This is a genomic window from Streptomyces sp. NPDC047022 (genome assembly GCF_040644155.1).
Classification (GTDB): domain Bacteria; phylum Actinomycetota; class Actinomycetes; order Streptomycetales; family Streptomycetaceae; genus Streptomyces.
The window spans coordinates 48,995-75,894 of record NZ_JBEYVV010000001.1 but is presented as its reverse complement, the minus strand read 5'-3'; the positions used below and the strand labels follow the sequence as shown (position 1 = coordinate 75,894).

Below are 26,900 nucleotides of genomic sequence, written 5' to 3'. Positions count from 1 at the left end.
GGACGGAGGGGGCCGGGCTCGTCGGCACAGAGCGGCGGGCCGCTGCCGGCAACTACGGGTGGAACCTCAGCACCTGCGGGTCGTGGTCGCTGATCTGGTCGTGGAACTCCGAGTTGATGTGCACGCTGTCGTAGTCGAGACCGCAGTCACGGCGGATCGACGGGCTGACCAGGATCTGGTCGAGCACCTGGCTGTTGCCCTGGTAGTCGTACGTGTACTGCTCGCTCTTCGGCAGCGACTTGATCGCCGACCATAGCTCGCCGTCACCCTCGAGGATCTTCGCGGTGTCGGAGAACTGGAAGTCGTTCATGTCGCCGAGCGCGATGACGTCCGCGTTCTTCTGGGTGTCGAGGATGCTCTTGACGAAGTTGTTCACCTCGGTCGCCTGGAGGTGACGCTGGGTCTCCGAGCTGCGCGTCGGCGGCTGGTACTGCGCCGTCAGCCCTTGGTCGCCACCCTTCGACGTCAGGTGGTTGGCGATCACGAAGACCGTCTTGCCGTGGAAGACGAACTCGCCGGCGAGCGGCTTGCGGCTGGACTTCCAGGCGTCGCTGGACGGGTCGATCCGGCCGGGGGAGACCGTCAGCTGGGCCTTGCCGTGCACCTTGGTGACGCCCACTGCGGTGGTGGAGTCGCCGCCCGGACGGTCGGTGAACGAGACCCGCGCCGGGTTGAAGAGGAAGACCTGGCGGATGTTTCCGCCCGGCTCGCCGCCGTCCTGGTCGTTGACCGGGTCGATCGAGCGCGACTCGTACTTCGGGCCGCCCGCCGCGACGATCGCGTCGATCAGCTTGTTCACCGTCTGGCTCGCGTCGACCGTGCCGTCGTCCTTGGCGCCGTTGTTGTCCTGGATCTCCTCCAGGGACACGATGTCGGGCGACTGCAGGTTGTTCACGATCGCGGAGGCGTGGGCGTCGAAGGTCCCGTCGGACGGGTCCAGGTTCTCCACGTTGTACGTGGCGACGGCCAGCTCGTTGCTGGACTGCTTGCGTGTGGTCTCCCGCTGCAGGCCGCCGCTCTTCAGGGTGCCCATCTGGCCCGCGACGATCGTGTAGCCGCCGAACTGGTTGAAGTCCAGCGGGCCGGTGGTGGTGCCGGTGAGCGTGTCGCCGACGTTGGCGGCCGGGAAGTCGGCGGTCGAGCCGAGGGACTGGATCTGCAGCCGGCCCGAGTTCTGCGCGTCGTACGAGCTGTAGACGGTGCCGCCCCGGCGGTCGGCGCGCTCGTGCGGCTTCACCGTGACCCACAGCTCGCTGTACGGGTCGGTGGCGGTGACCACGCGGGCGTCGGAGACCTGGACGTTCATGCCCTCGAGGGACTCGTAGTAGTCCAGGGCGTACTTCGTCGGCTCCAGGGTGAGGCCGTTGATCGAGCCGCTCACCGCCGTGTCGCCCGCGGGGGCGTAACGCGACGGCACGGACTTCGCGTTGATGACGACCGGCGCCGGAACGGCGTTGCCGCTGGAGACCACCGTCACCGTCGGCTTGCCGATCTCGGTCACCGACTGGTTGCCGGAGGACGTGCCGCCCGGGATGTACTCCGAGACGGTGCCCGACACGGTCACCGAGTCGCCGACGGCCACCTTCGGGGCGGAGCTGGTGAAGACGAAGATGCCCTCACTGGTGGCCGGGTTGTCGTCCGCGTTGGGGTCCTGCATCCAGAAGCCCTTGGACGAGCCGTAGGTCCGTACGGCGGTGACGATTCCGGCCACGTCCGTGACCTTCTGGCCCGCGAGCGGTGATATGCGGGTGGTGCCCTGGATATCGTGGATGCGCACGGTGTCCGCGTGTGCGGGTGTGGTCAGCACCACACCGGTCACCGTGGAGCATACGGCGGCGACGGTGAGTGCCGCGAGACGCGTGGATGACTTGCTCGGCAAGGGGATTCCTCCAGGGACATACGGGGGCGCCGGGACGAGGGTTTTGCGTGGCGCCACTGAGCGCCGCGACCGGCGGTGCGGTGCGGCGCGCGCAGAAGACGGGGAGTTCCAGGGACCCCCGGCGTGACGCCGGCGATCTTGGGTGAACAGATGTCCGCCGACTTCTACGCGCGTCAATCTCCTGTGCGGCGAGGGCGGTTGTCAAGGTTTTAGCCATGTACAGATCACAGCGGGCAGATGAACCGGGCGGCATGGGTGGAAATCCGTCTAGGCTGAGCCCGTGATCCGGGGCTCTCCCCCGGCCACTCCGTCCGTCTCAAGGAGACCCAGTCGATGTCAGACAGCTCCCCTCTGCCGCCGGTTCGGCTGAGCTCCGAAGCGGAGCTCGCGCGGGACGCGCTCGCCGCACCGCTGTTCTCCCGCGCCGCCCGGCTCGCCCGCTGGGCGGGTCCGGACACTCGGGTGGACGCCGGCGGCGAACTGGTCGAGGAGCAACTGCCCGCCGCCGCCGGGGTTCTCGGGCTGACCGGTGAGGACGCCGACGCCTATGCGAGCGAGGCATGGCGGATCGCCGTCGACTCCGGGCTCGTGGAGGTCACCGACGAGGAGGAGGGGACGGTCGCCGCGGGCCGCGAGCTCGCGCTGCTCACCTCAGGGAGCCCGGCCGAAGTGCTGGACACCTGGCTCGCGGCACTGGAAGCCGTGCTCGCCGACGCCGGCGTGCCCGACCTGGACGACGTCGCCGGCATCCTGGACGAGGGCGGCGAGGTCGACTTCTCCTCCCTCGACTGGGACCTGGAGGCGGAAGCCGAGTTCCTCGACGGAGTGCTCGCCAACCTCTATTTGCTGACGGCGAGTGAGGAGGGGCCCGGGGACGAGCCGGTGCCGCTCCCCGTGCTGGCCGCGTCGATGATCGTGCCCGACGACATGGCCGAACCCACCAATGACGTACTGGAACAGGTGTCGGACGCCATGATGCGGCTCGACGACCAGTTCCGGATCCTCGAACCGATCGGACTGGTCGAGTTCCAGCCCGTCGACGAGGCGCTGATGGCCGACGTCGGCGAGGAGCCGGCGGTGCCCGTCGACGAGACGGACATCAGCCGCTACGGGATGGTGCGCCTGACCCCGCTGGGCGTGTACGGAGTTCGCGCACGGCTGCTGGAGGCCGGGATCGCCGCGCCGGTGGTCGGTGAACTCGCCGACAAGGGAGCCGACGCGCTGCTCCACGGCACGTCCGCGTTTCCGCCCGCGGCGGCGCAGGCCGAGACGGAGCAGTGGCTGACCCTGCGTGAACCATTGCCCGCGGCAAGGGAGTTGCTGGCCGCAGCGCGCGGCTCGGACGCCGCCGCGCCGCTCCGCAGGCTGCACTGCCAGCAGGCGCTGTCCCTGGTCGGTCCGGAGGCGGAACCGGCTCTGCGCGAGGTGCTGGACGACGCCGAACTCGGCGGTCTCGCGCGGGTGTGGCTCACCGAGCGCGGCGCCGCGGACGTGCCCGCGCCCACGGAGTCGATGGTCTTCTGGCTGACCATCGACACGGTCGCCGCCCAGCTGGCGGCCGAGGGCAACTCGGCGGAGCTGCAGGCGCTGGTGGAAGGGCTCGCCGCGCAGCACAGCGGCTTCTTCCAGGCGGCCTGGCGGGTGGACCACCCCGCCACCCCGGAGGTATTGGAGGCGATGGGGCGCCTGCACCCGGACAAGAAGGTGGCCAAGGAGGCCCGGAAGGCGGCGTTCAAGGCGCGGTCTCAGCAAGGAGGGTGAGCGGCCTTCCCGCGGGTTTTCCTGTGGCGGGGAAGCGGCGCGGCGGGCGGTGACCTCGTGCCATGTTCATGGCGGTTTCACAGAGGTGGCGACCCTCCGTGTCGACCCGCGTTCAACGGGTGTTCAGGCGGACGCGGAAGCGTGTGTGGGCAACGCGGATTCACACGTGATTCCCGACTGACTCCCTTCCCCTTCACAGGAGACAGCATGTCGCTCACCCGCAGGGATTTCGCCAGACGCTCCGCGCTCACCGGTGCCGGCATCGCCCTGATCGGCAGCGCCGGTGCCCTCGCCACCGCCCCCGGAGCCCTCGCGTCCACCGAGACCGAGGCCGCGGACGGCCATGAGGGTGACCAGCACGGCGGCGTGGGCTACGGCCCGCTGCTCCCCGACCCCGACGGTCTGCTCGCGCTGCCCGCCGGATTCTCCTACCGCGTCATCACCTACAGCGGCAGGACCAGGCTGGAGTCGGGGGAGCTCACGCCCGAGAAGCACGACGGCACCGCCGCCTTCGAGGGTCCGCGCGGTGCCACCCTCCTCGTCAACAACCACGAGCTCAAGGGTCCCCGCTCCAAGTTCGACCACCCCGTACCGCTCACCGAGGGCCTCGTCTACGACCCGGCGGCCTCCGGCGGCTGCACCGTCGTGGAGGTCCGGCACGACAAGGTCGCCGAGTGGGTCGGCATCGCGGGCACGTCCACCAACTGCGCGGGCGGCACTACCCCCTGGGGCACCTGGCTCACCTGCGAGGAGACCGAGGACAAGGCCGGCCAGAACGGCATGACCAAGGACCACGGCTATGTCTTCGAGGTCGACCCGCTGGACAGCCGCGCGGGCCACGACCCGAAGCCCCTCAAGGCGCTGGGCCGCTACGCGCACGAGGCCGTAGTGGTCGACCCCGTGCGCGGCCACCTCTACCTGACCGAGGACGCGGCCGACCCGAACGGACTGCTGTACCGCTGGACCCCGCCCGAGGGCTTCCTCCACGGGCGCCGCGAGCTGCGCACCCTCGCCGACGACGCGGGCCGCCTCCAGGCGTTCAAGTGCTTCGACTCCGGCGGCCGGTTCGTCGACGACCTCTCCCGGGCCACGAAGCCCGGAACGGTGTACGGCGTCGACTGGATCGACGTCCCGGACCGTGACGCGCAGAAGGCGCCCGTCCGCAAGCAGTTCGCGACCGGTGAGATCACCCGCGCCCGCAAGCTGGAGGGCATGTGGTGGGGTGACGGCGGAGCGTACATCGTGGCTTCCTACGCCCGTGAGGAGAGCCCGGTCCAGCACGACGGCCAGGTCTGGTTCTACGACCCCCGGCGGCGCACCCTGACCCTGAAGGTCCGCTTCGGGGTGAACCCCGATCCGGCCGTGGACGGCGCCTTCGACGGCCCCGACAACATCACCGTCTCCCCGTACGGCGGCCTCGTCATCGCCGAGGACGGCGAAGGCGTCCAGCACCTCTTCGGCGTGACCGGGAGCGGGCGTACCTACCCGATCGCCCGCAATGAACTGAACGTCGGCACCGAGGCGGACCCGGACTACAGCGAGTTCACGGGGGTCACCTTCTCGCCCGACGGCAGGACCCTGTTCGCCAACATCCAGCGGCCGGGCATCATGCTGGCCGTCACCGGCCCCTGGAAGCGCCAGAAGTGCAACTGACCCAGTCTTCTTCGCTCCGTTCCGGGGTCCGCCCGGACCGGAGGGCGGTCGTCCGGACCTGACATCGCCACGGCGGCCGTCAGGCCCGGCGTCCCGCGCCAGGCGTCTTCGCGCAATCGCGCCTCCGAGGAACGGGGGACGTGTTCCGGTGTCCGTTCATCGTCGTGGCGGAGCGGTCCGCCGCGGGGGACGGTGACGGCCCGTACGACCGGAGACTGCCTCCGCTTGCTGCCGGTTACCATTCGGACGGGGTCCCCGGTTCGCAAGGAGTATCCGGATGCCACAGGTCAGGCCCATGCGAGCGGATGCGCGGCGCAACTACGAGCGGTTGCTGAAGGCGGCGGCCGTCGCGTTCGCGGAGCATGGCGAGAACGCGTCGCTCGATGACATCGCCAAGCGGGCGGGGGTCGGATCCGGCACCCTCTACCGCCATTTCCCCACGCGGCAGGCGCTGCTGGAGGCGGCCTACGTCGACCGGATCGAGGCGATCGCGGCACGCGCCGACGAGCTCGCGGGGCATCTGCCGCCCGGCGAGGCGCTGACGGAGTGGCTGTACGAACTGTGCGCCGGGACGCTGCAGGTACGCGGGCTCAAGGCCCTGCTGGGGTCGGCCGTCTCGGACGGCGGCTCGGCGGCGCTCACGGTCTGCGGCACCTCGATCAAGGGGGCGGCGGCACGTCTGGTGGAGGCGGCGCGGCGGGAGGGGACGCTGCGCGCGGACGTCGAGCCGATCGAGGTCCTGCGGCTGGCGCACGGGGTGGTGACGGCGTCGGAACCGGCGGACGCAGAGGGCACGCACATCCGCCGCTATCTGTCGCTGCTGACCGAGGGACTGCGCCCCTAGGGTCTTTCGTTCGGATCAGGCCGGATCAGGGAGCGGGGTCGGGTGCCGTGCATCGCACGGCGGAGGAGGGCGTCATGGCGGAGCCATGGCAACCGACGACAACGCGGCTGGGGGTACCCCCTGCTCGAAGAGCTTGGGGGAGCGGTGCCCGGGCCCTGGAGCGGTCTGATCCAAACGAGAGGCCCTAGGGTGCCACGGCCCGTGCACCCGCGGGCTCCCGGCCGGGACCCGCGGGTGCGGTGCGAACCGCAAGACCCTAGAGCGCCTGCGCCGCCGGCTGCACCATGTTCCGCACGGTGCGGGCCTTGACGAAGGAGCCCATGGCGGTCATGTCCCACTCCCCGGAGAACTGCCGGACGAGCTTGGCCATCATCACGCCCGTCTCCGCTTCGGCGTTCGTGAGGTCGAAGCGGACGAGTTCCTCGTCGGTCGCGGCGTCCACGAGGCGGCAGTACGCCTTGGCGACCTCCGTGAACTTCTGGCCCGAGAAGGAGTTCACGGTGAAGACGAGGCCCGTGACCTCCTGGGGAAGGCGCCCGAGGTCGACCATGATGGCCTCGTCGTCGCCACCGCCCTCGCCCGTGAGGTTGTCGCCGGAGTGCTGGATCGCGCCGCTGAGGATGGTCAGCTTGCCGAAGTAGCAGCTGTCGATGTGGTTGCGCTGCCGTCCGAAGGCGATGACGGACGCGTCCAGGTCGATGTTCTTGCCGCGGAAGGCGGGCTCCCAGCCGAGACCCATCTTGACCTGGGAGAGCAGCGGACGGCCGCCCTTGACCAGGGACACGGTCTGATTCTTCTGCAGGCTGACCCGGCCCTTGTCGAGGTTGACCTTCCCGGCGCCGGGGGCCGGTGCGGGCGGGGCGGCCGGAGGCGCGGCGGGCGCCGGAGGCACGGCGAGCGACGGTGCCGGTGCGGCGGCCGGGGGCGCCGGGGCGGGGGCGGGCGGTGCGACAGGCGCCGGGGTGGCGACGGGCCCCGAGGGCGCGGCCGGCTCCTCGACCGTGACGCCGAAGTCGGTGGCGATGCCCGCCAGGCCATCGGCATACCCCTGGCCGACGGCGCGTGCCTTCCAGGCGCCGCCCCGCAGATAGACCTCCACGACCACCAGCGCCGTCTCGGAGCCGAGCTGCGGAGGAGTGAACGTGGCCAGGGCGCTGTTGTCGTCCGCGTTGCGGATCGTGGCCGTGGGCTCGATGCCCTGGAAGGTCTGGCCCGTGGCGTCGGGGCTCGCGGTGACGACGATCTTCTCGATGCCGGGCGGCACGGAGGCGGTGTCCACCGTGATCGAGTCGGGGCTCGTCCCGCCGCCGGAGCGGTAGGTGACGCCCGGGCCCGCAGGCTGGTTGTAGAAGATGAAGTCGTCGTCGGAGCGCACCTTGCCGTCGGCGGTGAGCAGCAGGGCCGATACGTCGAGCCGCACCGGGGCGGCGACCTCGACGGTGACGCGGGAGGCTCCGAGCTGGATGTTCGAGCCGGGGGTCATAGCTGTCATGCCCCTCCAACGATCAGGGTCACTTTGCCGTTCCCTTACCCGGCCCCGGCCCGAACTTCCCTCGCGGCGCTCTCGCGGACCCTTCCGGCGGCGTTCCTACGGAACGACGACGATCTTGCGTCCGACCCCCGCCGCGAACTGCTCCAGCGCCTGCGGGTAGCGCTCCAGCGGGATCCGGTCGCTGATGAACACCTCAGGGTCGAGCACACCGCCGGCGAACAGTTCGGCCGCCCGCTCGAAGCTGTGCAGCACCGCCATGGAGCCGGTGATGGTGATCTCCTGGTTGTAGATCCGGTACGGGTCGACGGTGACCCGTGCCGCGTAGTCCGCCACGCCGAACTGGAGGAAGGTGCCCGCCTTCGCCACCCGGCCGAGGCCGTCCTGGATCGCCGCCGCGTTGCCCGTGGCGTCCACCACCAGGTCCCAGCCCCGCGGCCGGTCCAGTTCGTCCGCGTTCGCCGCGGACCCGCTGACGCCGAGCTGCCGCGCGGTCTCCAGGCGCGCCGGGTTCACGTCCACCACGTCAACGCTTGCGGCGCCGGTCCGCTTGGCCAGCTCCAGCATCATCAGGCCCATCGTCCCGGACCCGTAGATCAGGACGTGCGCGCCCAGCCGGGACTGGAGGACGTCGTAGCCGCGCACCGCGCAGGACAGCGGCTCGATCAGCGCCGCGTCCTCGGTGCGGACGTGGTCCGGCAGCTTGACGCAGTTGGCCACCGGGGCGAGCGCGTATCGAGCGGCACCTCCGGCCGTCGTCACGCCGATCGCGGCCCAGCGCTCGCAGAGATTGTTGTGCCCCGTACGGCAGTACCGGCACTCGAAGCAGTACAGCGACGGGTCGACGGCCACCCGGTCGCCCACGGACACCTCGGTGACCTGGGCGCCCACCTCGACCACCTCGCCCGCGAACTCATGGCCGGGCACGATCGGAAGCTTGGGCGCGAACTCACCCTGGAGGATGTGCAGATCCGTCCCGCACAGTCCGCAGGCCGCGACCTCGACCACGACATCGCGGGGGCCGGGCACCGGGTCCGGGACCTCGCTGACGACGGCCCGGCCCACGGACTCGATGACGGCGGCCTTCATTTCACGGCTCCCAACGACAGGCCCTGGACCAGCTTGTCCTGGGCGGCGAACCCCGCGGCGAGCACCGGCAGGGAGATGACGAGCGACGCGGCGCACACCTTCGCCAGGAAAAGGCCCTGGCTGGTGATGAAGCCGGTCAGGAAGACGGGCGCGGTCTCGGCGACGACACCGGTGAGCACCCGTGCGAAGAGCAGCTCGTTCCAGCTGAAGATGAAGCAGATCAGGGAGGTGGCGGCGATACCGGGCAGGGCGATGGGGGCCACCACGCGCGCCAGGATCGTAGGCAGCCGGGCGCCGTCGATCTGAGCCGCCTCGATGACGGCCACCGGGACCTCGGCGAGGAAGGACTGCATCATCCACACCGCGATCGGCAGGTTCATGGAGGTGTACAGGATGACCAGCAGCCAGATGTTGTCCAGCAGCCCGGCGTTCTTCGCGAACAGGTAGATCGGCAGCAGTCCGGCGACGACCGGCAGCATCTTGGTGGACAGGAAGAAGAACAGGACGTCCGTCCACTTCCGCACCCGGCGGACGGAGAGCGCGTACGCCGCCGGGAGGGCCAGCAGCAGGACGAACAGCGTCGACATCACCGAGGCCATCGCCGAGTTGGTCAGCGCGGGCCAGGGGCTCGCGCCGCCGCCCACACCGAAGAAGTCCCGGTAGCCGTCGAGGGTGAGGGCGGCCGTGAAGGACGGCGGGTTCGTCGCGGCGTCGGCCTCCGAGTGGAACGAGGTCAGCGCCATCCAGGCGATGGGCAGGAAGAACAGCAGGCCGGTCAGCCAGGCCAGCAGGCCCAGTCCCGCCCCGCGGCGGGCGCGATTGCGGTTGCGGACGCGTGGGGCGACGGTGCTCATGCGCGGGATGCCTCCTCACGGAACAGGGACGACACCACGCGCAGCGCGAAGGTCGCGATCACGATCGAGCCGATGACGACCAGGACGCCCGCGGCCGAGGCGAGGCCGTTCTCATGGGCCTGGTAGAAGCTCTGGTACACGGTGTAGGGAAGGTTGGCGGTGCCGAGGCCGCCCGAGGTGAGCGTGAACACGGCGTCGAAGTTCTGCACGATGTAGATCGAACCCAGAAGTGCGCCGAGTTCGAGGTAGCGACGCAGATGCGGCAGCGTGAGATGGCGGAAGATCTGCCAGTCGCTCGCGCCGTCCACCCGCGCGGCCTCGAGCTGCTGGGGATCGCGGCTCTGCAGGCCCGCCAGCAGGATCAGCATCATGAACGGCGTCCACTGCCAGACGAGCGAGGTCTCGACCGCGAGCAGCGGGTTGTCCGAGATCCAGTCCGGCTGAGGTCCGCCCACATAGTGCAACAGGCCGTTGAGCAGGCCGTATTCAGGGTTGAAGAGCACATGCTTCCACAGCAGGGCCGCGGCGACCGGGACCACCAGGAAGGGCGCGATCAGCAGGGTGCGGACAAGGCCCCGGCCGGGGAACCGGCGGTTGAGCAGGAGCGCCAGCGCGAGTCCGAGGACCAGGCTGACCAGGACCACCGTGACCGTCAGCAGGACCGTCGTCCACACCGACTGGCGCAGGTCCGGGTCGGACAGGACCTGGTGGTAGTTGTCGACGCCGGTGAAGTGACGGTCCTTCGGGTACAGGGCGTTCCAGTCGAAGAACGAGATCACCAGGGTCGCCACGAACGGCAGCTGGGTCACTACGATCATGAAGATCAGCGCGGGCAGCAGAGGAGCCCGGGTGGCCCACGCGTGCATGCGGTTCGGCGGCCGGGTCGCCGGCCGCGCGGTGGCGGCGGCGATCCGGGCGGAGGTGGTGACGGTCATGATCCCTCGTACTTCTTGGCGACGGCCTCGGCGAGCTTCTGCGACTTCTCCAGCGCGCTGTCCACGGACTCCCGGCCGGCGATGGCGGAGCTGATCTCCTGGGAGACCTTGGTGCCCAGGTCGGTGAACTCGGGGATGTCGACGAACTGGATGCCGGGCGTGGGCCGGGGCTGCACACCCGGGTCGTTCGGCTTGGCGCTGGCTATCGCGTTCCGGGTGACGTCCGCGAAGGCGCCCGCCTCCTTGCGGTACTCGGGGATCTCATAGGTCGACGCTCGCTTGGCGGCCGGCACGTTGGACCAGCCCGCCGTCTTGCCCACGAGGTTCTCGTAGCCCTTGCCGGAGGCCCAGGAGACGAACTTCCAGGCGTCGTCGGTGTGCTTGGACGCCTTCTGGATGCCCCATGCCCAGGTGTAGAGCCAGCCGGAGCTGTCCGTCTTGACGACCGGGGCGGGGACGTAGCCGATCTTGCCCTTGACCGGGGAGTCGGCGGCCTCCAGGGAACCCGCGCCCGCCGTGGCGTCGTACCACATCGCCGTCTTGCCCTGCGTCATGTTGTTCAGGCACTCGGCGAACCCGGACTGCGCGGCGCCCGACTCGCCGTGCTTGCGGACCAGGTCGACGTAGAACTGTGTGGCCTGCTTGAACTCCTTGGAGTCGACCTGTGCCTTCCACTGCTTGTCGAACCAGGTGCCGCCGAAGGTGTTGACGACCGTGGTCAGCGGCGCCATGACCTCGCCCCAGCCGGGCAGTCCGCGCAGGCAGATCCCCTTCATGCCGGACTCGGCGCCGTCCGCCTTCGCGGCCAGGTCGGCGACCTGCTGCCAGGTGGGCTTGGCGGGCATGGTCAGGTGCTTCTTCTCGAAGACGTCCTTGCGGTACATCAGGAAGGAGGACTCGCCGTAGAAGGGCTCGCCGTAGAGCTTGCCGTCCGCGGCGGTCAGTGCCTGCCGCATCGGGGGGAGGACGTCCTGCTGGTCGAAGGCGGTGTCCTTCTTGACGTACGAGTCCATCGGCTGGAGCCAGCCGTTCTTGGCGTAGATCGGGATCTCGTAGTTGCTGAGCGTGGCGACGTCGTACTGGCCCGCCTGGTTGGAGAAGTCCTGGCTGATCTTGTCTCTGACGTCGTTCTCCGGCAGGGCGGTGAAGTTCACCTTGATGCCGGTGTCCTTGGTGAAGTGGTCGGCGGTGAGCTTCTGCAGCTCGACCATCTGCGGGTTGTTCACCATCAGGACGTTGATGGAGTGGGCGGAGGAACCGCCGCCGGCGCCGCCGGCGCCCGCGCAGCCGGTGAGCAGCGGAGTGATCAGCGTCCCTACGGTGGCCACGGCAAAGAGGGTGCGAGGCGTTCGTCGGCTCTGGGTTCGCATGGTGTGCTCCTGGACGTATGGGGAGATGACACATGGGGAGATAAGGGGCGCGCACGGGCATGGGTGTGCCGCCGGGGGTGCGCCGGGTCGTTTCAGACGCGGATGACCTGCGGGCCCTTCAGCGAGTAGCGGTGGGCCTCGGAGGCGGGCAGCAACGTGCTGGTGACGATGGCCTCCAGCTCGCCGACCTCGGCGAAGCGGCAGAAGCTCACCGCACCGAACTTGGTGTGCACCCCGGCGAAGACCGTGCGCCGGGAGGCGCGGATGGCCTGGGTCTTGACCTCGCTGACGGCCGGGTCGGGCGTGGTGAGCCCGTACTCGCGGGAGATGCCGTTGGCGCCGATGAACGCGAGGTCGATCACGAATCCGGCCAGCATCTTCGTCGTCCAGTGGTCGACGGTGGCGAGTGTGCCGGGGCGCACCCTGCCGCCCAGCAGTAATACGGTGGTGTTCTTGGCCTCCGCCAGCGCGCCCGCGGTGGCGAGCGATGCGGTGACGACCGTCAGCGGGCGGTCCCGGGGGAGTGCCTCGGCGATGAGCTGCGGGGTGAAGCCCTCGTCCACGAAGACGGTCTCGGCGTCCCCGAGGAGTTCGGCCGCGGCGGTGGCGATCCGCCGCTTCTCGGGCACGTGGCTGGTGGCGCGGAAGGCGAGGGTCGTCTCGAAGCCCGCGCTCTCCACCGGGTAGGCGCCGCCGTGCGTACGGCGCACCAGCCCATGGTCCTCCAGGACACGCAGATCGCGCCGTACGGTCTCCTTCGCCACGCCCAGTTCCGCGGCGAGCGCGGTGACGTCGACCGAGCCCGTACGGCGGGCGGCCTGGACGATCTCGCGCTGGCGTTCTTCCCCTGACCTCGTCGTCATCGTCGCCTCCCGCCTCGGTTCCTTGGTCCGTGTGGCCTGTTTCGCATCTCGCGTGAGCCGGCCATGCCCGTTCGGGCCCTGTGGGGCTCTTGGGGATGTTCTACAGGGGGTGTGCGGCGTTGACCAGGTTCGTTCTGTGCCCGACTGTGCCCGAACCTGTCCGTTCGGCTCTTGCCGTGCCCGTCGCGGACCTGCGGCGGAGCGGGGGTGGCGGTGGGAACGGGCAGCTTGGCTGCCCGGAATGGCGTTCGGGCGGGCCCGTTCCATGCCCGCTTGCCCTCCTGTACCGCGTCAGTACGGCCAGATGGGCGGGTCGGTGACGAAGTGGCCGCCGAGGCGGTTATGGGCTGGATTGTCCGGTTCCAGCGCGCCCTGTTCGGCGATGAGCTTCTCGGCGTAGCGCTCCGAGTCGTCCCGCGGCTCGTAGCCGAGCGCCCTGGCGCTGCTCAGGTCCCACCACAGGCGGGTGTTCGCGGACGAGCCGTAGACGACGGTGTGCCCGACGCCCTCGGCGGTCAGGGCGGCGTGGAAGAGCCGGGCGGCGTCCTCGGGGCTCAGCCAGAGGGAGAGCATGCGCACGCTGGTCGGCTCGGGGAAGCAGGAGCCGATGCGCACCGAGACCGTCTCCAGACCGTGCTTGTCCCAGTAGAACTGGGCGAGGTCCTCGCCGAACGACTTGGACAGGCCGTAGAAGGTGTCCGGGCGGCGCGGGGTGCCGACCGGGATCAGCGGGTCGTCGTCCTGCGGGCGCGGGGTGAATCCCACCGCGTGGTTGGAGGAGGCGAACACGATCCGGCGCACACCCTCCTCACGCGCCGCCTCGTAAAGGTGGTACGTCCCCTCGATGTTCGCCGTGAGGATCTTCTCGAACGTGGACTCCACGGAGATGCCCGCGAGATGGATGACAGCGTCGACGCCCCGCACGGCCTCGCGCAGGGCCTCCCGGTCACCGAGGTCCGCGGTGATCGCGTCCGGCTCGCCCTCGACGGGCCGCAGGTCCAGGAGCCGCAGCCCGTACCCGTGACGCGGCAGCAGCTCCCGCATCAGGGTGCCGAGTCCTCCGGCGGCGCCGGTGAGCAGAACGGTGCGGGGAGCGGGCATCCTGGGGTCTCCTCGTCCTCTGGTGCTGAGGCAGACGGGTTACGTCCAGTGTGCAGGGAGGGGTGAGGGCCAAGCGACGACCGTGTGAGACAGATCGGGTTCGCGGCGGCGGGGTAGCGGCGAGGCCCTCTGGCCGACGAATCGAGGTGTGCGACATGAGACATCCCCTTCGGCAGCCCGAGGGCCTCGCCTGCCACGCCCCCGCGCCCTTCACTCGATCCGCGTCCGGAACACCCCGGCCTCAGCCGGTGACACTCGGACGGCCGTTCTCGAGGTGGCCGGCGATGCGCCGCGACCATGCGGGGTCCAGGTCGGAGGTGACGGTGATGTCGTACCAGCCATGAACGAGTGCGAGGTCGGGCAGCGTCACCGTCACCGTGCTGCCGGGCGGCACGCGATGGGTGCGGGGGCTCCGGTCACCGTAGGCGTTCCCGGATACCGAGAAGGCCGCGTGCCCGGTGCCGTGGTTGCTCAAGCGCAGGGCGAGCCCGGGTGCGAGCAGGACCCCGCGGTGCAGGTAGTGGGCCGTGGCCTCGAGGTCCGCTGCATGGGTGGCACCGCCGGTGAAGTGGCGGAGGAATCGGTTGGGACCGATGACGGTGACGTCGTAGCGACCACCGTCCGCTCCCAGAGAGAGTGTTTCGCTGACGGTGGCATGATCGCGGCGCTTGGCGTCGAAGGGCGCGAGGGTGTACTGGCGAGGCGCGTGCGCCGTCTGAGCGGAGTCGTGAACGGAGAAGTGCACGGCCTCGCGGGCGTGCGGGCCCTCGTTGGACAGGGTGATCTCGGCGCGGAGGGTTCCGTCCGTTCCCACCTCTGTCCGGCCGAGACCGGCGTTCGGCTGGTAGGGCAGTGCCCGTGCGGGTTTGCTCCCCGGTTCCTGGACGGGCATGACGTCGCCCGAATCGGTGGGATCCGGAAGAGTCTTGCAGTACGCCTGGGTGATGACGGTCGATGTGTCGGGCAGTTCGGGCAGCCCCGGCACATGACGGGTGAAGTCGAAGGCGCTGGTGAGGTCTCCGGTGACCTGGCGGCGCCAGGCGCTGATGCCGGCGCAGAGCGCCGGAGTGCCGAGGGCGGTGGTCCAGGTCTCCAGGAAGCGGATGACCGAAGTGTGGTCGGTGACCTGGGAATCGACCCACCCGCCGCGACTCCAGGGGGAGACCACGATCATGGGGACGCGGAAGCCGAGGCCGATGGGGGTGTCGCCGAGGTACTCCCCGGGCGTTCCGGCGGCGGGAACCGGGGGCGCCACATGGTCGAAGTAGCCGTCGTTCTCGTCGTAGTTGAGGAAGAGCACGGTGGAGTCGAGGACCGACTGGTCGGCGGCGAGCGCCTGGATGATCCCGTGGATGAAGTGGGCGCCGTCGTTCGGAGGCGCGTCGGGGTGCTCGGAGAAGCCCTTGTTGGCCACCACCCAGGAGACCTGGGGCAGGGTGCCCGCCAGGGTGTCCGCCTTGATCGCGGCCACGATGTCGTCCTGCGTCGCACCGGTCACCGGGGTCACCGATCCCATTCCCCGGTCGTACAGCGGGGTGCCAGGAGCGGCATCGGTGAACTGCTCGAAGTAGGCGAGGCCGTTGTCGGTGAAGTTGTCCTTGGCGTTCTGGTAGACCTTCCAGCTGACTCCCGCCGCCTGAAGGGACTCGGCGTAGGTCCCCCACCGAAGCCCGGCTTCCTCACCGCCGTCGAACGCGGGGCCGCCGGCCGCCCCGGCGGGGTCGATGCTGCCGCTCCACAGATAGGTGCGGTTGGGTCCGGTCGCACTGAGAGTCGAGCAGTGGTACGCGTCGCAGACGGTGTAGGCGTCGGCTAGCGCGAAGTGGAAGGGGATGTCGCGGCGGTCGAGGTAGCCCATGGTGCGGTCGGACTTCTTCGCCGCCACCCAGTTGTCCATCAGACCGCCGTTCCACGCGGCGTGCTGGCTTGCCCAGCCGTGGTCGAGTGAACGCTCGCACTGGGCCAGGGTGCCGGGAGTCGCGCCGCTCGCGGGCTGGGTGTCGCCCAGTCTCCACGGGTACTGCCACCCGGCACCGGCGGGCTGCTGGAACACGGTACGGCCGCCCGGCAGAGGCACGGTGGAGCGGTCCCCGAATCCGCGTACTCCCTTGAGGGTTCCGAAATAGTGATCGAAGGAACGGTTCTCCTGCATCAGTACGACGACATGGCGCACATCTGCGACGGTCCCGGTGGGCCGGTGATGTGCACCGGCGGCGGCTGCGGTCCGGGCCGTCGCCGACGCGCCTGTGGTGAACACCGCCCCTCCGGCCGCGACCGTACCGAGAAAGGATCTGCGGGACAGGGGCGTCATGCACGACTCCTTGCATTGAGGCTGCAATAAGGACGACGAGCCACTCCACACAGGTCTCCCGGCCAACGCGCGAACGTGGGGAGAACACCTCATGGCCACCGTGCGGCTCATCCCCCTGGCGCCCCGTCAGATCCGTCCTGAACGTCCCCTCAACGCCGCCCAAAGCACCCTCGATCACAGAAAGCCGTGAACAGTCCGGAACTGGGGGCGGATCCGGGTGCGGGTCCGTACGCTCCCGACCATGCCCCTGAGCCTCACCGTCCTCGGAACCGCGTCCCTGTACCCGGGACCCGACCACCCCTGCTCCGGCTATCTGCTGCGCGGCGGGGGCGCCGAGGTATGGGTGGACGCAGGGCCCGGCACTTTCGCGGAGTTGCAGCGGCACACGGACCCCACGCGGCTCACGGCGATCTGGATCTCGCATCTGCACGCCGACCACAGCGCCGATCTGCTCTCGGCCGCCTACTCCTACGCCTTCGGCGGGCGTACCCTGCCGGCGCCGGTCCCGGTGTACGCGCCCGAGGACTGCGCCCAGCGGCTCGCGGGCTTCTTCGGGTGGTCCGACGCATGGTTCCTTGGCGGTGTCTTCGACTTCCGCCCCTTGTACGACGGCCATGCCGTCCGGCACTGGAACCTGCGCCTCACCACGCGGGCCGTCGCCCACGACACCGAGGCATACGGGCTGCGGGCCGAGTGCCAGGGGAGCGTCGTCGCGTATTCCGGGGACAGCGGGCCCTGCGACGCGCTCGCGGACCTCGCCCTCGGCGCCGATGTGTTCCTGTGCGAGGCCGATGCCGACCGGCATCACGAAGGCGAACAGCAGGTGCATCTCACGCCGGAGGACGCCGGAGCCTACGCCAAGGGCGCACGGGAACTGCTCCTGACCCATCTCGGCCCCACGCTCATCCCGGAGGCGGCCGTGGGGCGCGCCGCCGCGGTCTTCGGCGGCCCGACGGCGGCAGCCCGCACGGGGCAGACGAAGACCGTCTGAACGCCGACTGCCGGTGACGTCCGCGCCGTCGGCACGGCTAGGGCGCTTCTGATGGCTCTTGGCCGGGCGCCGAGCGACCGATCCGTCCAACGCGGGGTGCCTCGTGAGGCGCCGATCGCCCCGCCAGGCCCAGTCGCTCCAGCGCGAGGGCGACTTCAAGATTCGTCAGAAGCGCCCTAATCCCGGATTGTGTATCGATCGCGCAACGAACCTCGCGCTACCCGTGGTGACGCGCGTAGAAATCCTGTCATGCATAAGTCACTTCGCATCACGGCCCTCGCCGCCGCCTGCGCCATCGCCGGTGGGGCCCTGTACGGCGCCGGCGCGGCCACCGCCGGTCAGTCGACGGCGAACTCCACCCACGAGCCCTACAACATCGGGCTCCTGGTCAAGGACATCGACACCTACTACGGCGCCACGCTCGACAGCAACGGCACCTACCAGGCGTCCCCGGACAGCCCGTACGCCAAGGACCTGGCGCACATGGAGTCGGTCGCCAAGCGCTACATCGACACGGCGTCCCGCAGGGCGCACCGCCACGGCGAGAAGCCCGCGGTCGTCTTCGACATCGACGACACGCTGCTGCTCAGCCTCGACTACGAGAAGAAGACCAACTACACGTACAACTCGACCACGTGGGCCGACTACGTGGCCAAGGCCGACCGCCCGGCCGTCCCCGGCACCCCGGACCTCGTCCGCTACGCCAAGTCCCGGGGCGTCGAGGTCTTCTACAACTCGGGCCTCAAGGAGTCACAGCGCTCCGCCGCGGTCGCGAACCTGAAGAAGGTCGGCGCCGACATCAACCTCGACGCCGACCACATGTTCCTCAAGAACTCGGACAACCCGCCGTCCTACTTGAGCGGCTGCGCCACCCCGGGCACCTGGACCTGCACGACCGTGCAGTACAAGTCCGGCACGCGCGAGCACATCGAGGACCTCGGCTACGAGATCATCGCCAACTTCGGCGACCAGTACTCGGACCTCGACGGCGGCTACGCAGACCGCACGTACAAGCTGCCGAACCCGACGTACTTCGTCAGCTGACCTTTGCCGGACCCTTTCAGTCCCCTGGTCGGTCCCCTCGGTTCCGATCTGGACCCGCCCTCCGGAGGCCGTGGCCTCCGGAGGGCGGGTTTTTTTTGAGGACCGTGGTGGGGGCCCGGCCCGACTCAACTCCGGCGGGGAGCCAGGCATAGACTCCAACCGCGAAGCCTCAGGGAGGACGCGAAGGGGAGGCCGGTGTCCAGGGGCGGGGACTCATGAGCGAGGAATGGACGGGTGCGGGGCTGCCCCCGGTGGCTGCCGCGCGCATCGCGGAGATCCGGGGCAGCGGAACCTGGTCCTCGGCGCTGTCCACCGGTGAATTCGCCGCACTGCGCGCCGTGGGGTTCGAGCCGGTGGGCCAGGTCATGGGCTCGGCCGTCTACCGCGTGGCCCGCAGCGGCCGGTACTGGGGCTACCACGACTGTCAGTACACGAACGCGGGCTTCGGCTACGGCCACGCACCCATCGCCCTCTCCGGGAACGGCGCCCCGTCCGCCGCCCTCATCGAGGTGCTCGACCGGGCGCGTCACTCGGCCCTCGACCGGATGACCGCGGAGTGCTCGGCCCTCGGCGGCGACGGCGTGGTCGCGGCGCAGCTGACCGTGGCACCCTTCGCGGCACAGCCCCACTGCCTGGAGTTCAAGGTGATCGGGACCGCGGTACGCGCCGCCGGCCAGGTACGCGCGCCGCAGCCGTTCACCTGCCATCTCGACGGCCAGGGGTTCGCGAAACTGGTGACCGCGGGGTGGGTCCCCGTGGAACTGCTCTACGGGATGTCCATCGGCGTACGCCATGACGACTACATCACCCGCTCACAGCGGCGCTCATGGAACAACGCCGAAGTCAGCGGCTGGAGCGACCTCGTTCAGGCAGTGCGCTCCGACGCCCGTGCGCACCTGCGGGCGCAGAGCGGGCGGCGTGGCGGCGACGGCGTGATCCTCTCCGCGGGCGGCCTGCGCGTCTGGGGCGAGTCCTGCTTCCGCAGCAACGACCAGGAAGACCATGTGGCCGAGGCGACGCTGCTGGGGACCACCGTCGCCCGCTTCACGGCACGCGAGCAGCAGCCCCGCACACTCACCGTGATGCCGCTCGACCCGGAACGACGCCGGCGGACCGCGCGCCGCTCCGCCACCGATCTGCGATGAGGGGAACCCGTTCATGACCGTCTTCAACCCCGCCGATGGCACTCCCCACGGGGCGTCCGCACAGGGCGTACCGGCCGACGCGATGCGGCGGCTGGCCGAGCTGCAGCCGGGCAGGCCGGGATCTATCTTCACCAGCGACCTGTCGGTAAACGAGTTCCTGCTGGTGCGCGAGGCGGGATTCAGGCCCATCGGTCTCGTACTGGGCAGCTCGATCTACCACGTGGGCATCCAGCTCGGCCGCTGGGGCAAGAACCAGGAGCTGACCACCCTGAGCCAGGCGATGTACCACGCGCGTGAGCTGGCGATGACCCGCATGGAGGCCGAGGCGGCACAGCTCGGCGCGGACGGCATCGTCGGCGTGCGACTCAGCGTCGAGGCCCGTGAATTCGGCAACGACGTCGCGGAGTTCATCGCCATCGGCACCGCCGTCAAGGCCGAGGAGCCCGTGCCGGGCGGCGGGAGCTGGCGCAACCTCAAGGGCCAGCCGTTCACCTCGGATCTCAACGGCCAGGACTTCTGGACGCTCATCCGCGCTGGCTACGCCCCGCTGGGCATGGTGATGGGCACCTGCGTCTACCACATCGCGCACCAGCGGATGGGGCAGGTGTTCTCCAACATCGGCAAGAACGTCGAGATCGAGCAGTTCACGCAGGCGCTGTACGACGCGCGGGAACTGGCGATGGCGCGGATGCAGCACGAGGCGGAGGAGCTGAAGGCGGAGGGAATCGTCGGCGTGCAGCTCAACGCGCACAACCACCGCTGGGGAGGCCACACCACCGAGTTCTTCGCGATCGGTACGGCCGTACGACCGCTGCGCGACGACCATGTCATCGAGCGCCCCACCATGGTGCTCAGCCTGGACGGCTAGGGTCTCTTCGGCTCAGCAGACCCCGGGCAACCGCACCACACCACGAGAGGCCCCTCGCGATGACCTCGCCGCACGACCCAGTCCCGTTCGAACCCGGCGCGGAAGCGCACTCCATCGACCTGCTGACGGCCGCGCTGCGCAGGGACGCCGCCGACCTCGAGGTCTACGCCCAGGTGCTCACCGGGACCCTCGCGGAAGCGCTGCCGCCGGGTTCCGTCACCGTCGAGCGCAAGCGGGGCATGGCCGACCGGCTCGCGGGGCGCGACGGCCGTGTCCGGCGGGTCGAGGTCTTCCTCGGCGAGCAGCGTCTCGTGCTCGACCTGGCGGGCGGGCACCCCAAGGGCGAGGTCTGCAAGGAGGTCCGCGGCGTGGTGCTCTCCCGGCGTCCGGTCGCGCTCGACGAGTGGGTACGGGAACTCGCGGGCGCGGTCACCGCCCGCGCCCGGTCCGACGCGCGGGCACGGGCGGCGCTGGAACGGCTGCTGCTCGGCGAGTGACGCCCCCGCCGCCCGCGCCGCTCACCCCGGCTCACCCCGCGAGAGCGGCCCGCATCATCGCCTTGGCCACCGGCGCGGCCAGACCGTTCCCGCTGACCTCCGAGCGTGCCGCGTCGGACTGCTCGACCATCACCGCGACGGCGACCTCCTTGCCGTTGCTGTCGGACTTCGCGTACGACGTGAACCACGCGTAGGGCGTCTTGCTGTTGTTCTCGCCGTGCTGGGCCGTACCCGTCTTGCCGCCCACCGTCGCGCCGGGGATCCGCGCGTTCGTGCCGGTGCCCTGCGACACGACCGTCTGCATCGCGGACTGCAACTGCCGCGCGGTCGAGGCGCTCACGATCCGCTTGGACCCGGCGTCGTCGTAGTTCTGCAGCACATCGCCGCCGCTGTCGGTGATCCGCGCCACCATGTGCGGCGAGACCAGCTCGCCGTCGTTGGCGATCGCCGCCGACACCATGGCCATCTGCAGCGGGGTAGCCGTGTCGTCGAACTGGCCGATGCCCGACAGCGCCGTCTGTGCCTCGTCCATGCCCGAGGGGTACACGCTGGTGTACGCCCGCACCGGCACGTCCTGCTTGTCGTCGTTGAAGCCGAACTTCTCCGCCATCGCCCTGACCTTGTCCTGGCCGAGGTCGACGGCCATCTTGCCGAAGACGTTGTTGCACGAGTAGCGCAGGGCCACTCTGATCGAGGCGTTCGCGCAGGGGGCGCCCGGGTCCTCGTTCGTCAGCGGACGGGTCGAGCCCGGCAGCATGTACGGGTTCGGGCTGCGTGTGCTCTGGTCCACCGAGGAGTACAGCCCGTCCTCCAGCGCGGCAGCGGCCACGACCAGCTTGAACGTCGAACCCGGCGGCAGCGGCTGCCGCAGGGCGCGGTTCGTCAGGGGCTTGTCCGGGTCGGCGTTCAGCTGCTTCCAGGCCGCCCCGGCGGTGTTGGCGTCGGTCAGCGAGGAGGGGTCGTACGACGGGGTGGACACGACGGCGAGGATCCTGCCGGTCTTCGGGTCGATCGCGACCGCCGCACCCTTCTTGTCGCCGAGTGCCTGGTACGCGGCCTTCTGTACGGCGGGGTCGATCGTCGTGACCACATCGCCCGGATCGGCCCGCTTGCCGATGACCGTGTCCAGGGGGTTCTTCAGACGGCTGTCCGTGCCATTGAGCACGTCCTGGTAGATGCCCTCCAGCTGCGTCGGTGCGTAGGCCTGGGAGGCGTAACCGGTCACCGCCGCGTACAGCTCGCCGTCCGTGTAGGTCCGCTTGTACGCGAGGTCACTGTGCGTCGTCCGGGCCGAGCCGGTGACCGCGTGACCGCCCACGATGATGTTCCCGAGCGGTCCCGCGTATGTCGTGATCGCGTTCCGCCGGTTGTCCTTGTCTTCCGCGAGCGCCTTGCCGTCGTAGAACTGCACCCAGGTCGCCCTGACCAGCAGAGCGAACACCAGGAGCAGTGCGAAGACGGCGGCGCGCCTGATCGTCTTGTTCATCCCGACTGAAGACGACCGGGAACGAGCAGATCGTTCCCTTCCGTGCCGTTTTCTCATCGGGTCTTAAGAGAATCCGGGACACGATCCGGGACAACGCCGGAGTGGGAGGCCGTGAGGGGCTCAGGGCTTCAGGACCAGGACGACCTCCTCGATCTCCTCCCCGCGCGCCTGCGCGAAGCCCCTCGCCCGAGCCGTCTCCGCGAACCCGCACTTCTCCAGGACCCGTCGCGAGCCCGCGTTGTCGGCGGCGGCCCTGGCGTACAAGGGGCGCTCCGGAATCTCCTCGAGCAGGCCCCGCAGCGCCGCCGTCGCGATTCCCCGGCCCCAGTGGGCGCGGTCGATCCAGTACGTGACCTCCCGCTCACCCGGCTCGCCGTACACCGCCGCGGTACCCACCACATCGCCGTCCGCCAGCACCGTGCGGACGTCGACGCCGGACGCGGTGCGCAGCCGCGCCCAGTGGGCGTCGAAGCCGGACCGGTCGGCGGGGTCCTCGGGCGTGAAGGCGGCCATCCGCAGGGCCACGGGGTCGTTGAGCTGGCGGAAGAAGACCGGCAGATCACCGTCGCGCACCTCGCGCAGTACGACCTCCATGTCACACCCTCCAAAGACAGCGTTCAGGATAGAGAACACCCCGGCGGACGACGCTCGAAGCACGGCATGGCATCCGGAGGGTCGCGCGCCGGGAACCGGCGAACTGGGACACTCTCCCAATGGACGAGGAACTTCCCGAACTGCCCTTCCACCTCCGGACCTACGGCCCCGACGGCCACTGGTCGTACGAGGACGGGGTGCTCACCGGCTGGGCCGGTGCCCGGCAGGACCGCTTCGTGCCGCCCACCGGTGAGGCGCTGGACCCGGCCTCCGACGCGCCCCGGCTCCTCGGCGCTCCCGAGGGGGACTTCCAGCTGATCGCCCGGGTCACGGTCGGGTTCGGCGCGTCCTTCGACGCGGGGGCGCTGTACGTCCAGACAGGTGAGCGGGAGTGGGCCAAGCTGTGCCTGGAGAACTCGCCCGATGTGCCCACCGTCTGCACGGTGGTGACCCGAGGCCACTCCGATGACGCGAACTCTTTCACCGTGGAGGGCAGTGCGGTCTGGCTCCGGGTCAGCCGGACGGGCCGCGCGTTCGCGTTCCACGCGTCGCGGGACGGCAAGCAATGGACGTTCGTCCGTCTGTTCACGCTGGCCGACGAGGAGCGGAGCGCGGCGTCGCTCGTGGGCTTCATGGCGCAGTCACCGGTGGGGGAGGGGTGCGTGGTCACCTTCGACCATGTGGAGTTCCGGGACTCGTGGCCGGAGAGCCTGCGGGACGGCTCGTAGCAGCCGGGCCGGACCGAGCCGTGCGCGACTCGGGAATGACAGCAACCGCTTGAACGTTCACATTCATGCGGAGGCAGGCTCCGTACCCGTACGACCTGGAGAGAAGCCGAAGACATGCGCGTGGAGATCTGGAGCGACATCGCCTGCCCCTGGTGTTATGTGGGCAAGGCCCGCTTCGAGAAGGCGCTCGGCGCCTTCCCGCACCGGGACGAGGTGGAGGTGGTGCACCGCTCCTTCGAGCTGGACCCGCACCGCGCCAAGGGCGACGTCCAGCCGGTCCTCGCGATGCTCACGAAGAAGTACGGGATGAGTCAGGCGCAGGCGCAGGCGGGTGAGGACAGCCTGGGCGCGCAGGCCGGCGTGGAGGGCCTGGAGTACCGCACCACCGGCCGTGACCACGGCAACACCTTCGACATGCACCGCCTGCTCCACTTCGCCAAGGAGCGGGGCAGGCAGGACGAGCTGATCCAGCTTCTGTACCGGGCGAACTTCGCCGAGGAGCGGTCCGTCTTCACCGAGGGCGAGGAGCGGCTGGTGGAGCTGGCCGCCGCGGCCGGACTCGACACCGACGAGGCCCGCCGGGTCCTCCGGGACCCCGCCGCGTACGCCGACGCCGTACGCGCCGACGAGCGGGAGGCCGCCGAGCTGGGCGCGAACGGTGTGCCGTTCTTCGTCCTCGACCGGAAGTACGGCGTCTCCGGGGCGCAGCCCGCGGAGGTCTTCGCCCAGGCGCTGGCCCAGGCATGGGGCGAGCGCCCGGCGCTGAAGCTGATCGAGGACGGCGCGGCGGACGCCTGCGGTCCCGACGGGTGCGCGGTGCCGCAGCCGTAGCAGCATTGAACAAACGTGCAGGTCGCGGGGCATTCATAAGCGTTTCTTTGCGACACACGACAGAGATTCGTAATGGACTATGACTCCATGAGCACGCAGAGTGGTCCCATGGAGACCTTCGAGACCCTCGTCCGTGCCGAGTTCGCCCCGAAGAACACCTATCTGAACACGGCCAGCACCTGCCTGCTGCCGGAGCGCACCGTCCAGGCCGTGCGGACGGCCCTGGAGTCGGCCGCCGCCGGGCAGTCCACCGACATGTTCGCGGACGTGGAGGCGGCCCGCGCCTCCTTCGCCCGGCTGACCGGGGTCCCCGAGCGCCGGGTGGCGGCCGGGGCCTCGGTCGCCGTGTACACGGGGCTGATCGCCGCCTCGCTGCCCGAGGGTGCCGAAGTGCTCACGGCGCAGGGCGACTTCAGCTCCCTCGTCAACCCGTTCCATATGCGCCCCGACCTCAAGGTGCGTACGGTCCCGCTGGAGGCCGTCGCCGAGTCCGTACGCCCCGGCACGGCCCTGGTCGCGGTCAGCGCCGCGCAGTCGGCCGACGGCCGGCTGGCGGATCTGTCCGCCATCCGCGCGGCTGCCCGCGACCACGGCGCCCGTACGTATGTGGACGCGAGCCAGGCCGCGGGCTGGCTGCCGCTCGACGCGGACGCGTACGACTATGTCGCCTCCGTCGCCTTCAAGTGGCTGATGTGCCCGTGGGGAGTCGCGTTCCTGGTGGTCCCGGAAGACCTCGGTGGGCTCACCCCCGTCTTCGCCGGCTGGGTCTCGGGCGAGGAGCCCTGGAACAGCTGCTACGGTCCGGTACCCGAACTCGCCCATTCGGCCCGGCGGTTCGATTCGAGTCCCTCGCTGTTCTCCTATGCGGGCGCCCGCCGCTCCCTGGAACTGCTGGAGGAACTGGGCGTGAAGCGGGTACACGCCCACGACCTGGCCCTCGCCGACCGTTTCCGCGCCGGACTGCGCGGCCTGGGCGTCGAACCGCTCCCCTCACCGGGCTCGCCGATCGTCTCCGTACCGGGACTCGGAGCGCGCCGGGACGAGCTGAGCCGGGCCGGTGTCGAGGTCTCCGACCGCGCGGGCAACCTTCGCGCCTCCTTCCACCTGTACAACACACCCGCGGACGTCGACCGGCTCCTGGACGTCCTGTCGGGCTGACCCTCACCCCCTGACCGAACGCGTGTGGGCCGCGTCCGTCCAGCCGGACGGACGCGGCCCACACGCGTCAGCGGAACCGGGTCAGCTCACCGGAGTGAAGTCCCGCGCCCCGATGAACTCGGGCCGCCGGATCGGAGCCGCGAACGGCTCCACCGCCGTGTTCTCCACGCTGTTGAACACGATGAAGACATTGCTGCGCGGGAACGGGGTGATGTTGTCCCCGGACCCGTGCATGCAGTTGCAGTCGAACCAGGTCGCCGAACCGGCCTTGCCGGTGAACAGCCGGATGCCGTACTCGCTCGCCATCGCGGTCAGCGCCTCGTCGGACGGCGTGCCCGCGTCCTGCATCTGCAGCGACTTCTTGTAGTTGTCCTTCGGGGTGGCCCCGGCGCAGCCCAGGAACGTGCGGTGCGACCCCGGCATGATCATGAGGCCGCCGTTGGTGTCGAGGTTCTCGGTCAGCGCGATCGAGACGGAGACCGTCCGCATGTTCGGCAGACCGTCCTCGGCGTGCCAGGTCTCGAAGTCTGAGTGCCAGTAGAAACCGCTGGCCCCGAAACCGGGCTTGACGTTGATCCGCGACTGGTGGACGTACACGTCCGAGCCGAGGATCTGCCGCGCCCGCCCCACGACGCGCTCGTCGCGGACCAGCCCGGCGAACACCTCGCTGATCTTGTGGACCTCGAAGACGGACCGGATCTCCTTCGACTGCGGCTCCACGATCGACCGCTCGTCGGCGCGGATGGCCGGGTCGGCGACGAGCCGCTCCAGCTCCCGCCGATACAGGGCGACGTCGTCCGGACCGATCAGCTCGTCCACGGCGAGGAAGCCGTCGCGCTCGTAACGCTGGAGGCCCTCCACGGAGAGGGGTCCCGGGGTGCCGGGCGCGCCCCAGACGACCGGGTCCTGGCGGGGGACGGACACCTCGGTGGCGCCGCGGCTGGGGTACAGATCGGTGACGGTGGTGGTCATGTGCCTCACGCCTCCTCGGTGAGCAGGGGATAGACGCCGTTCTCGTCGTGGTCCTCCCGGCCGGTCACGGGCGGGTTGAAGACGCACAGACAGCGGAAGTCCTGTTTGACCCGCAGCGTGTGCCGCTCGTGCCCGTCCAGGAGGTACATGGTCCCCGGCGTGATCGTGTACGTCTTCCCGGTCTCGTGGTCGGTCAGTTCCGCCTCGCCCTCCACGCACACGACGGCCTCGATGTGGTTGGCGTACCACATCGACGTCTCCGTGCCCGTGTACAGGACGGTCTCGTGGAGGGAGAAGCCGACCTTCTCCCGGGCGAGGACGATGCGTTTGCTCTCCCAGGTGCCGGACGCCGACTTGACGTGCCGGTCGGTGCCTTCGATGTCCTTGAACGAACGGACGATCACGGGGGGTGCGCCTCCTTAACGGCGGGTTGTGCT

The 26,900-nt window shown here is 69.9% G+C and carries 24 protein-coding genes; 11 read left to right on the top strand and 13 right to left on the bottom strand.

The window, feature by feature from the left end; translation table 11 throughout:
• Positions 1 to 52 precede the first annotated feature (52 nt).
• On the bottom strand, positions 53 to 1,879 hold the full coding sequence (locus ABZ845_RS00345) for an endonuclease/exonuclease/phosphatase family protein (RefSeq protein ID WP_360971136.1): 1,827 nt from the start codon (positions 1,877 to 1,879) through the stop codon (positions 53 to 55).
• A gap of 333 nt (positions 1,880 to 2,212) precedes the next feature.
• Here ABZ845_RS00345 and ABZ845_RS00340 point away from each other — a divergent pair, with 333 nt between their 5' ends.
• From ABZ845_RS00340 to ABZ845_RS00330, 3 genes are all read left to right on the top strand, one after another.
• Positions 2,213 to 3,640 carry a hypothetical protein gene (locus tag ABZ845_RS00340; protein WP_360971134.1) on the top strand — a complete coding sequence of 476 codons (1,428 nt, stop codon included), beginning with the start codon at positions 2,213 to 2,215 and terminating at the stop codon, positions 3,638 to 3,640.
• Between the two features lie 207 nt (positions 3,641 to 3,847).
• Entirely contained in the window at positions 3,848 to 5,293 is a 1,446-nt protein-coding gene (locus tag ABZ845_RS00335) for an alkaline phosphatase PhoX (RefSeq protein WP_360971131.1), read from the top strand.
• A gap of 277 nt (positions 5,294 to 5,570) precedes the next feature.
• Positions 5,571 to 6,137, top strand: a complete 567-nt coding sequence (locus ABZ845_RS00330) for a helix-turn-helix domain-containing protein (RefSeq protein ID WP_360971128.1) — start codon at positions 5,571 to 5,573, stop codon at positions 6,135 to 6,137.
• Between the two features lie 256 nt (positions 6,138 to 6,393).
• Here the strand turns inward: ABZ845_RS00330 and ABZ845_RS00325 are convergent, their stop codons facing one another.
• The 8 genes from ABZ845_RS00325 to ABZ845_RS00290 all read right to left on the bottom strand — a co-directional run bounded on the left by ABZ845_RS00325 (position 6,394) and on the right by ABZ845_RS00290 (position 16,149).
• On the bottom strand, positions 6,394 to 7,620 hold the full coding sequence (locus tag ABZ845_RS00325) for a TerD family protein (protein ID WP_360972380.1): 1,227 nt from the start codon (positions 7,618 to 7,620) through the stop codon (positions 6,394 to 6,396).
• A 105-nt stretch (positions 7,621 to 7,725) separates the two neighbouring features.
• Positions 7,726 to 8,715 carry a zinc-dependent alcohol dehydrogenase family protein gene (locus ABZ845_RS00320; protein ID WP_360971125.1) on the bottom strand — a complete coding sequence of 330 codons (990 nt, stop codon included), beginning with the start codon at positions 8,713 to 8,715 and terminating at the stop codon, positions 7,726 to 7,728.
• Positions 8,712 to 9,569: a carbohydrate ABC transporter permease gene (locus ABZ845_RS00315; protein WP_360971122.1), complete on the bottom strand. Its 858-nt coding sequence runs from the start codon at positions 9,567 to 9,569 to the stop codon at positions 8,712 to 8,714. Before ABZ845_RS00315 ends, ABZ845_RS00320 begins: the two co-directional genes overlap by 4 nt.
• Complete coding sequence (locus ABZ845_RS00310; protein ID WP_360971119.1) at positions 9,566 to 10,504, bottom strand: sugar ABC transporter permease; 939 nt, start codon at positions 10,502 to 10,504, stop codon at positions 9,566 to 9,568. The genes ABZ845_RS00315 and ABZ845_RS00310 overlap by 4 nt, the downstream gene beginning before the upstream one ends.
• Complete coding sequence (locus tag ABZ845_RS00305; RefSeq protein ID WP_360971116.1) at positions 10,501 to 11,874, bottom strand: sugar ABC transporter substrate-binding protein; 1,374 nt, start codon at positions 11,872 to 11,874, stop codon at positions 10,501 to 10,503. The genes ABZ845_RS00310 and ABZ845_RS00305 overlap by 4 nt, the downstream gene beginning before the upstream one ends.
• Positions 11,875 to 11,966: 92 nt before the next feature.
• The gene (locus ABZ845_RS00300) at positions 11,967 to 12,737 is read right to left on the bottom strand and encodes a DeoR/GlpR family DNA-binding transcription regulator (protein ID WP_360971113.1); all 771 of its coding nucleotides are present in this window, start codon (positions 12,735 to 12,737) and stop codon (positions 11,967 to 11,969) included.
• Positions 12,738 to 13,028: 291 nt separating this feature from the next.
• Positions 13,029 to 13,838 (bottom strand): NAD(P)-dependent oxidoreductase, encoded by an 810-nt coding sequence (locus ABZ845_RS00295; protein ID WP_360971110.1) that lies wholly within the window; start codon positions 13,836 to 13,838, stop codon positions 13,029 to 13,031.
• 241 nt (positions 13,839 to 14,079) lie between these two features.
• Positions 14,080 to 16,149 carry a phosphocholine-specific phospholipase C gene (locus ABZ845_RS00290; RefSeq protein ID WP_360971107.1) on the bottom strand — a complete coding sequence of 690 codons (2,070 nt, stop codon included), beginning with the start codon at positions 16,147 to 16,149 and terminating at the stop codon, positions 14,080 to 14,082.
• Positions 16,150 to 16,390: 241 nt separating this feature from the next.
• On the opposite strand from ABZ845_RS00290, the gene ABZ845_RS00285 reads away from it, so the two are divergent.
• From ABZ845_RS00285 to ABZ845_RS00265, 5 genes are all read left to right on the top strand, one after another.
• Positions 16,391 to 17,140: an MBL fold metallo-hydrolase gene (locus ABZ845_RS00285; RefSeq protein WP_360971104.1), complete on the top strand. Its 750-nt coding sequence runs from the start codon at positions 16,391 to 16,393 to the stop codon at positions 17,138 to 17,140.
• Positions 17,141 to 17,389: 249 nt separating this feature from the next.
• A complete protein-coding gene (locus ABZ845_RS00280) occupies positions 17,390 to 18,184 on the top strand; it encodes an HAD family acid phosphatase (protein WP_360971101.1) in 795 nt (264 codons plus the stop codon).
• Between the two features lie 215 nt (positions 18,185 to 18,399).
• Positions 18,400 to 19,329 (top strand): heavy metal-binding domain-containing protein, encoded by a 930-nt coding sequence (locus ABZ845_RS00275; RefSeq protein ID WP_360971098.1) that lies wholly within the window; start codon positions 18,400 to 18,402, stop codon positions 19,327 to 19,329.
• A 13-nt stretch (positions 19,330 to 19,342) separates the two neighbouring features.
• A complete protein-coding gene (locus ABZ845_RS00270; protein WP_360971095.1) occupies positions 19,343 to 20,197 on the top strand; it encodes a heavy metal-binding domain-containing protein in 855 nt (284 codons plus the stop codon).
• Between the two features lie 59 nt (positions 20,198 to 20,256).
• The gene (locus ABZ845_RS00265) at positions 20,257 to 20,694 is read left to right on the top strand and encodes a hypothetical protein (protein WP_360971092.1); all 438 of its coding nucleotides are present in this window, start codon (positions 20,257 to 20,259) and stop codon (positions 20,692 to 20,694) included.
• A gap of 31 nt (positions 20,695 to 20,725) precedes the next feature.
• On the opposite strand, the gene ABZ845_RS00260 is transcribed toward ABZ845_RS00265, so the two are convergent.
• Together ABZ845_RS00260 and ABZ845_RS00255 are read right to left on the bottom strand one after the other, a co-directional pair.
• On the bottom strand, positions 20,726 to 22,180 hold the full coding sequence (locus tag ABZ845_RS00260; RefSeq protein WP_360971089.1) for a penicillin-binding transpeptidase domain-containing protein: 1,455 nt from the start codon (positions 22,178 to 22,180) through the stop codon (positions 20,726 to 20,728).
• A gap of 120 nt (positions 22,181 to 22,300) precedes the next feature.
• On the bottom strand, positions 22,301 to 22,774 hold the full coding sequence (locus tag ABZ845_RS00255; protein WP_360971086.1) for a GNAT family N-acetyltransferase: 474 nt from the start codon (positions 22,772 to 22,774) through the stop codon (positions 22,301 to 22,303).
• Between the two features lie 119 nt (positions 22,775 to 22,893).
• Here ABZ845_RS00255 and ABZ845_RS00250 point away from each other — a divergent pair, with 119 nt between their 5' ends.
• The 3 genes from ABZ845_RS00250 (at position 22,894) to ABZ845_RS00240 (ending at position 25,491) form a co-directional block, all read left to right on the top strand.
• Positions 22,894 to 23,502: a DUF1349 domain-containing protein gene (locus tag ABZ845_RS00250; RefSeq protein WP_360971083.1), complete on the top strand. Its 609-nt coding sequence runs from the start codon at positions 22,894 to 22,896 to the stop codon at positions 23,500 to 23,502.
• A 114-nt stretch (positions 23,503 to 23,616) separates the two neighbouring features.
• Positions 23,617 to 24,333 carry a DsbA family oxidoreductase gene (locus tag ABZ845_RS00245; RefSeq protein ID WP_360971075.1) on the top strand — a complete coding sequence of 239 codons (717 nt, stop codon included), beginning with the start codon at positions 23,617 to 23,619 and terminating at the stop codon, positions 24,331 to 24,333.
• A 108-nt stretch (positions 24,334 to 24,441) separates the two neighbouring features.
• A complete protein-coding gene (locus ABZ845_RS00240) occupies positions 24,442 to 25,491 on the top strand; it encodes an aminotransferase class V-fold PLP-dependent enzyme (protein WP_360972378.1) in 1,050 nt (349 codons plus the stop codon).
• A gap of 81 nt (positions 25,492 to 25,572) precedes the next feature.
• Here the strand turns inward: ABZ845_RS00240 and thpD are convergent, their stop codons facing one another.
• Entirely contained in the window at positions 25,573 to 26,472 is a 900-nt protein-coding gene (gene thpD / locus ABZ845_RS00235; protein WP_360971072.1) for an ectoine hydroxylase, read from the bottom strand.
• Entirely contained in the window at positions 26,469 to 26,867 is a 399-nt protein-coding gene (locus ABZ845_RS00230) for an ectoine synthase (protein WP_360971069.1), read from the bottom strand. Before ABZ845_RS00230 ends, thpD begins: the two co-directional genes overlap by 4 nt.
• Between the last annotated feature and the right edge of the window lie 33 nt (positions 26,868 to 26,900).

What these genes read in the sequence shown, in the direction of transcription:
- ABZ845_RS00330 (WP_360971128.1), top strand. Translation starts at nt 5,571, where the DNA reads ATGCCACAGGTCAGGCCCATGCGAGCGGATGCGCGGCGCAACTACGAG.
- ABZ845_RS00320 (WP_360971125.1), bottom strand. Translation starts at nt 8,715, where the DNA reads ATGAAGGCCGCCGTCATCGAGTCCGTGGGCCGGGCCGTCGTCAGCGAG.
- ABZ845_RS00300 (WP_360971113.1), bottom strand. Translation starts at nt 12,737, where the DNA reads ATGACGACGAGGTCAGGGGAAGAACGCCAGCGCGAGATCGTCCAGGCC.
- ABZ845_RS00240 (WP_360972378.1), top strand. Translation starts at nt 24,442, where the DNA reads ATGGAGACCTTCGAGACCCTCGTCCGTGCCGAGTTCGCCCCGAAGAAC.
- ABZ845_RS00280 (WP_360971101.1), top strand. Translation starts at nt 17,390, where the DNA reads ATGCATAAGTCACTTCGCATCACGGCCCTCGCCGCCGCCTGCGCCATC.
- ABZ845_RS00265 (WP_360971092.1), top strand. Translation starts at nt 20,257, where the DNA reads ATGACCTCGCCGCACGACCCAGTCCCGTTCGAACCCGGCGCGGAAGCG.
- ABZ845_RS00275 (WP_360971098.1), top strand. Translation starts at nt 18,400, where the DNA reads ATGAGCGAGGAATGGACGGGTGCGGGGCTGCCCCCGGTGGCTGCCGCG.
- ABZ845_RS00325 (WP_360972380.1), bottom strand. Translation starts at nt 7,620, where the DNA reads ATGACCCCCGGCTCGAACATCCAGCTCGGAGCCTCCCGCGTCACCGTC.
- ABZ845_RS00295 (WP_360971110.1), bottom strand. Translation starts at nt 13,838, where the DNA reads ATGCCCGCTCCCCGCACCGTTCTGCTCACCGGCGCCGCCGGAGGACTC.
- ABZ845_RS00335 (WP_360971131.1), top strand. Translation starts at nt 3,848, where the DNA reads ATGTCGCTCACCCGCAGGGATTTCGCCAGACGCTCCGCGCTCACCGGT.
- ABZ845_RS00245 (WP_360971075.1), top strand. Translation starts at nt 23,617, where the DNA reads ATGCGCGTGGAGATCTGGAGCGACATCGCCTGCCCCTGGTGTTATGTG.
- ABZ845_RS00260 (WP_360971089.1), bottom strand. Translation starts at nt 22,180, where the DNA reads ATGAACAAGACGATCAGGCGCGCCGCCGTCTTCGCACTGCTCCTGGTG.
- ABZ845_RS00315 (WP_360971122.1), bottom strand. Translation starts at nt 9,569, where the DNA reads ATGAGCACCGTCGCCCCACGCGTCCGCAACCGCAATCGCGCCCGCCGC.
- ABZ845_RS00285 (WP_360971104.1), top strand. Translation starts at nt 16,391, where the DNA reads ATGCCCCTGAGCCTCACCGTCCTCGGAACCGCGTCCCTGTACCCGGGA.
- ABZ845_RS00340 (WP_360971134.1), top strand. Translation starts at nt 2,213, where the DNA reads ATGTCAGACAGCTCCCCTCTGCCGCCGGTTCGGCTGAGCTCCGAAGCG.
- ABZ845_RS00250 (WP_360971083.1), top strand. Translation starts at nt 22,894, where the DNA reads ATGGACGAGGAACTTCCCGAACTGCCCTTCCACCTCCGGACCTACGGC.
- ABZ845_RS00310 (WP_360971119.1), bottom strand. Translation starts at nt 10,504, where the DNA reads ATGACCGTCACCACCTCCGCCCGGATCGCCGCCGCCACCGCGCGGCCG.
- ABZ845_RS00270 (WP_360971095.1), top strand. Translation starts at nt 19,343, where the DNA reads ATGACCGTCTTCAACCCCGCCGATGGCACTCCCCACGGGGCGTCCGCA.
- ABZ845_RS00305 (WP_360971116.1), bottom strand. Translation starts at nt 11,874, where the DNA reads ATGCGAACCCAGAGCCGACGAACGCCTCGCACCCTCTTTGCCGTGGCC.
- ABZ845_RS00255 (WP_360971086.1), bottom strand. Translation starts at nt 22,774, where the DNA reads ATGGAGGTCGTACTGCGCGAGGTGCGCGACGGTGATCTGCCGGTCTTC.
- ABZ845_RS00290 (WP_360971107.1), bottom strand. Translation starts at nt 16,149, where the DNA reads ATGACGCCCCTGTCCCGCAGATCCTTTCTCGGTACGGTCGCGGCCGGA.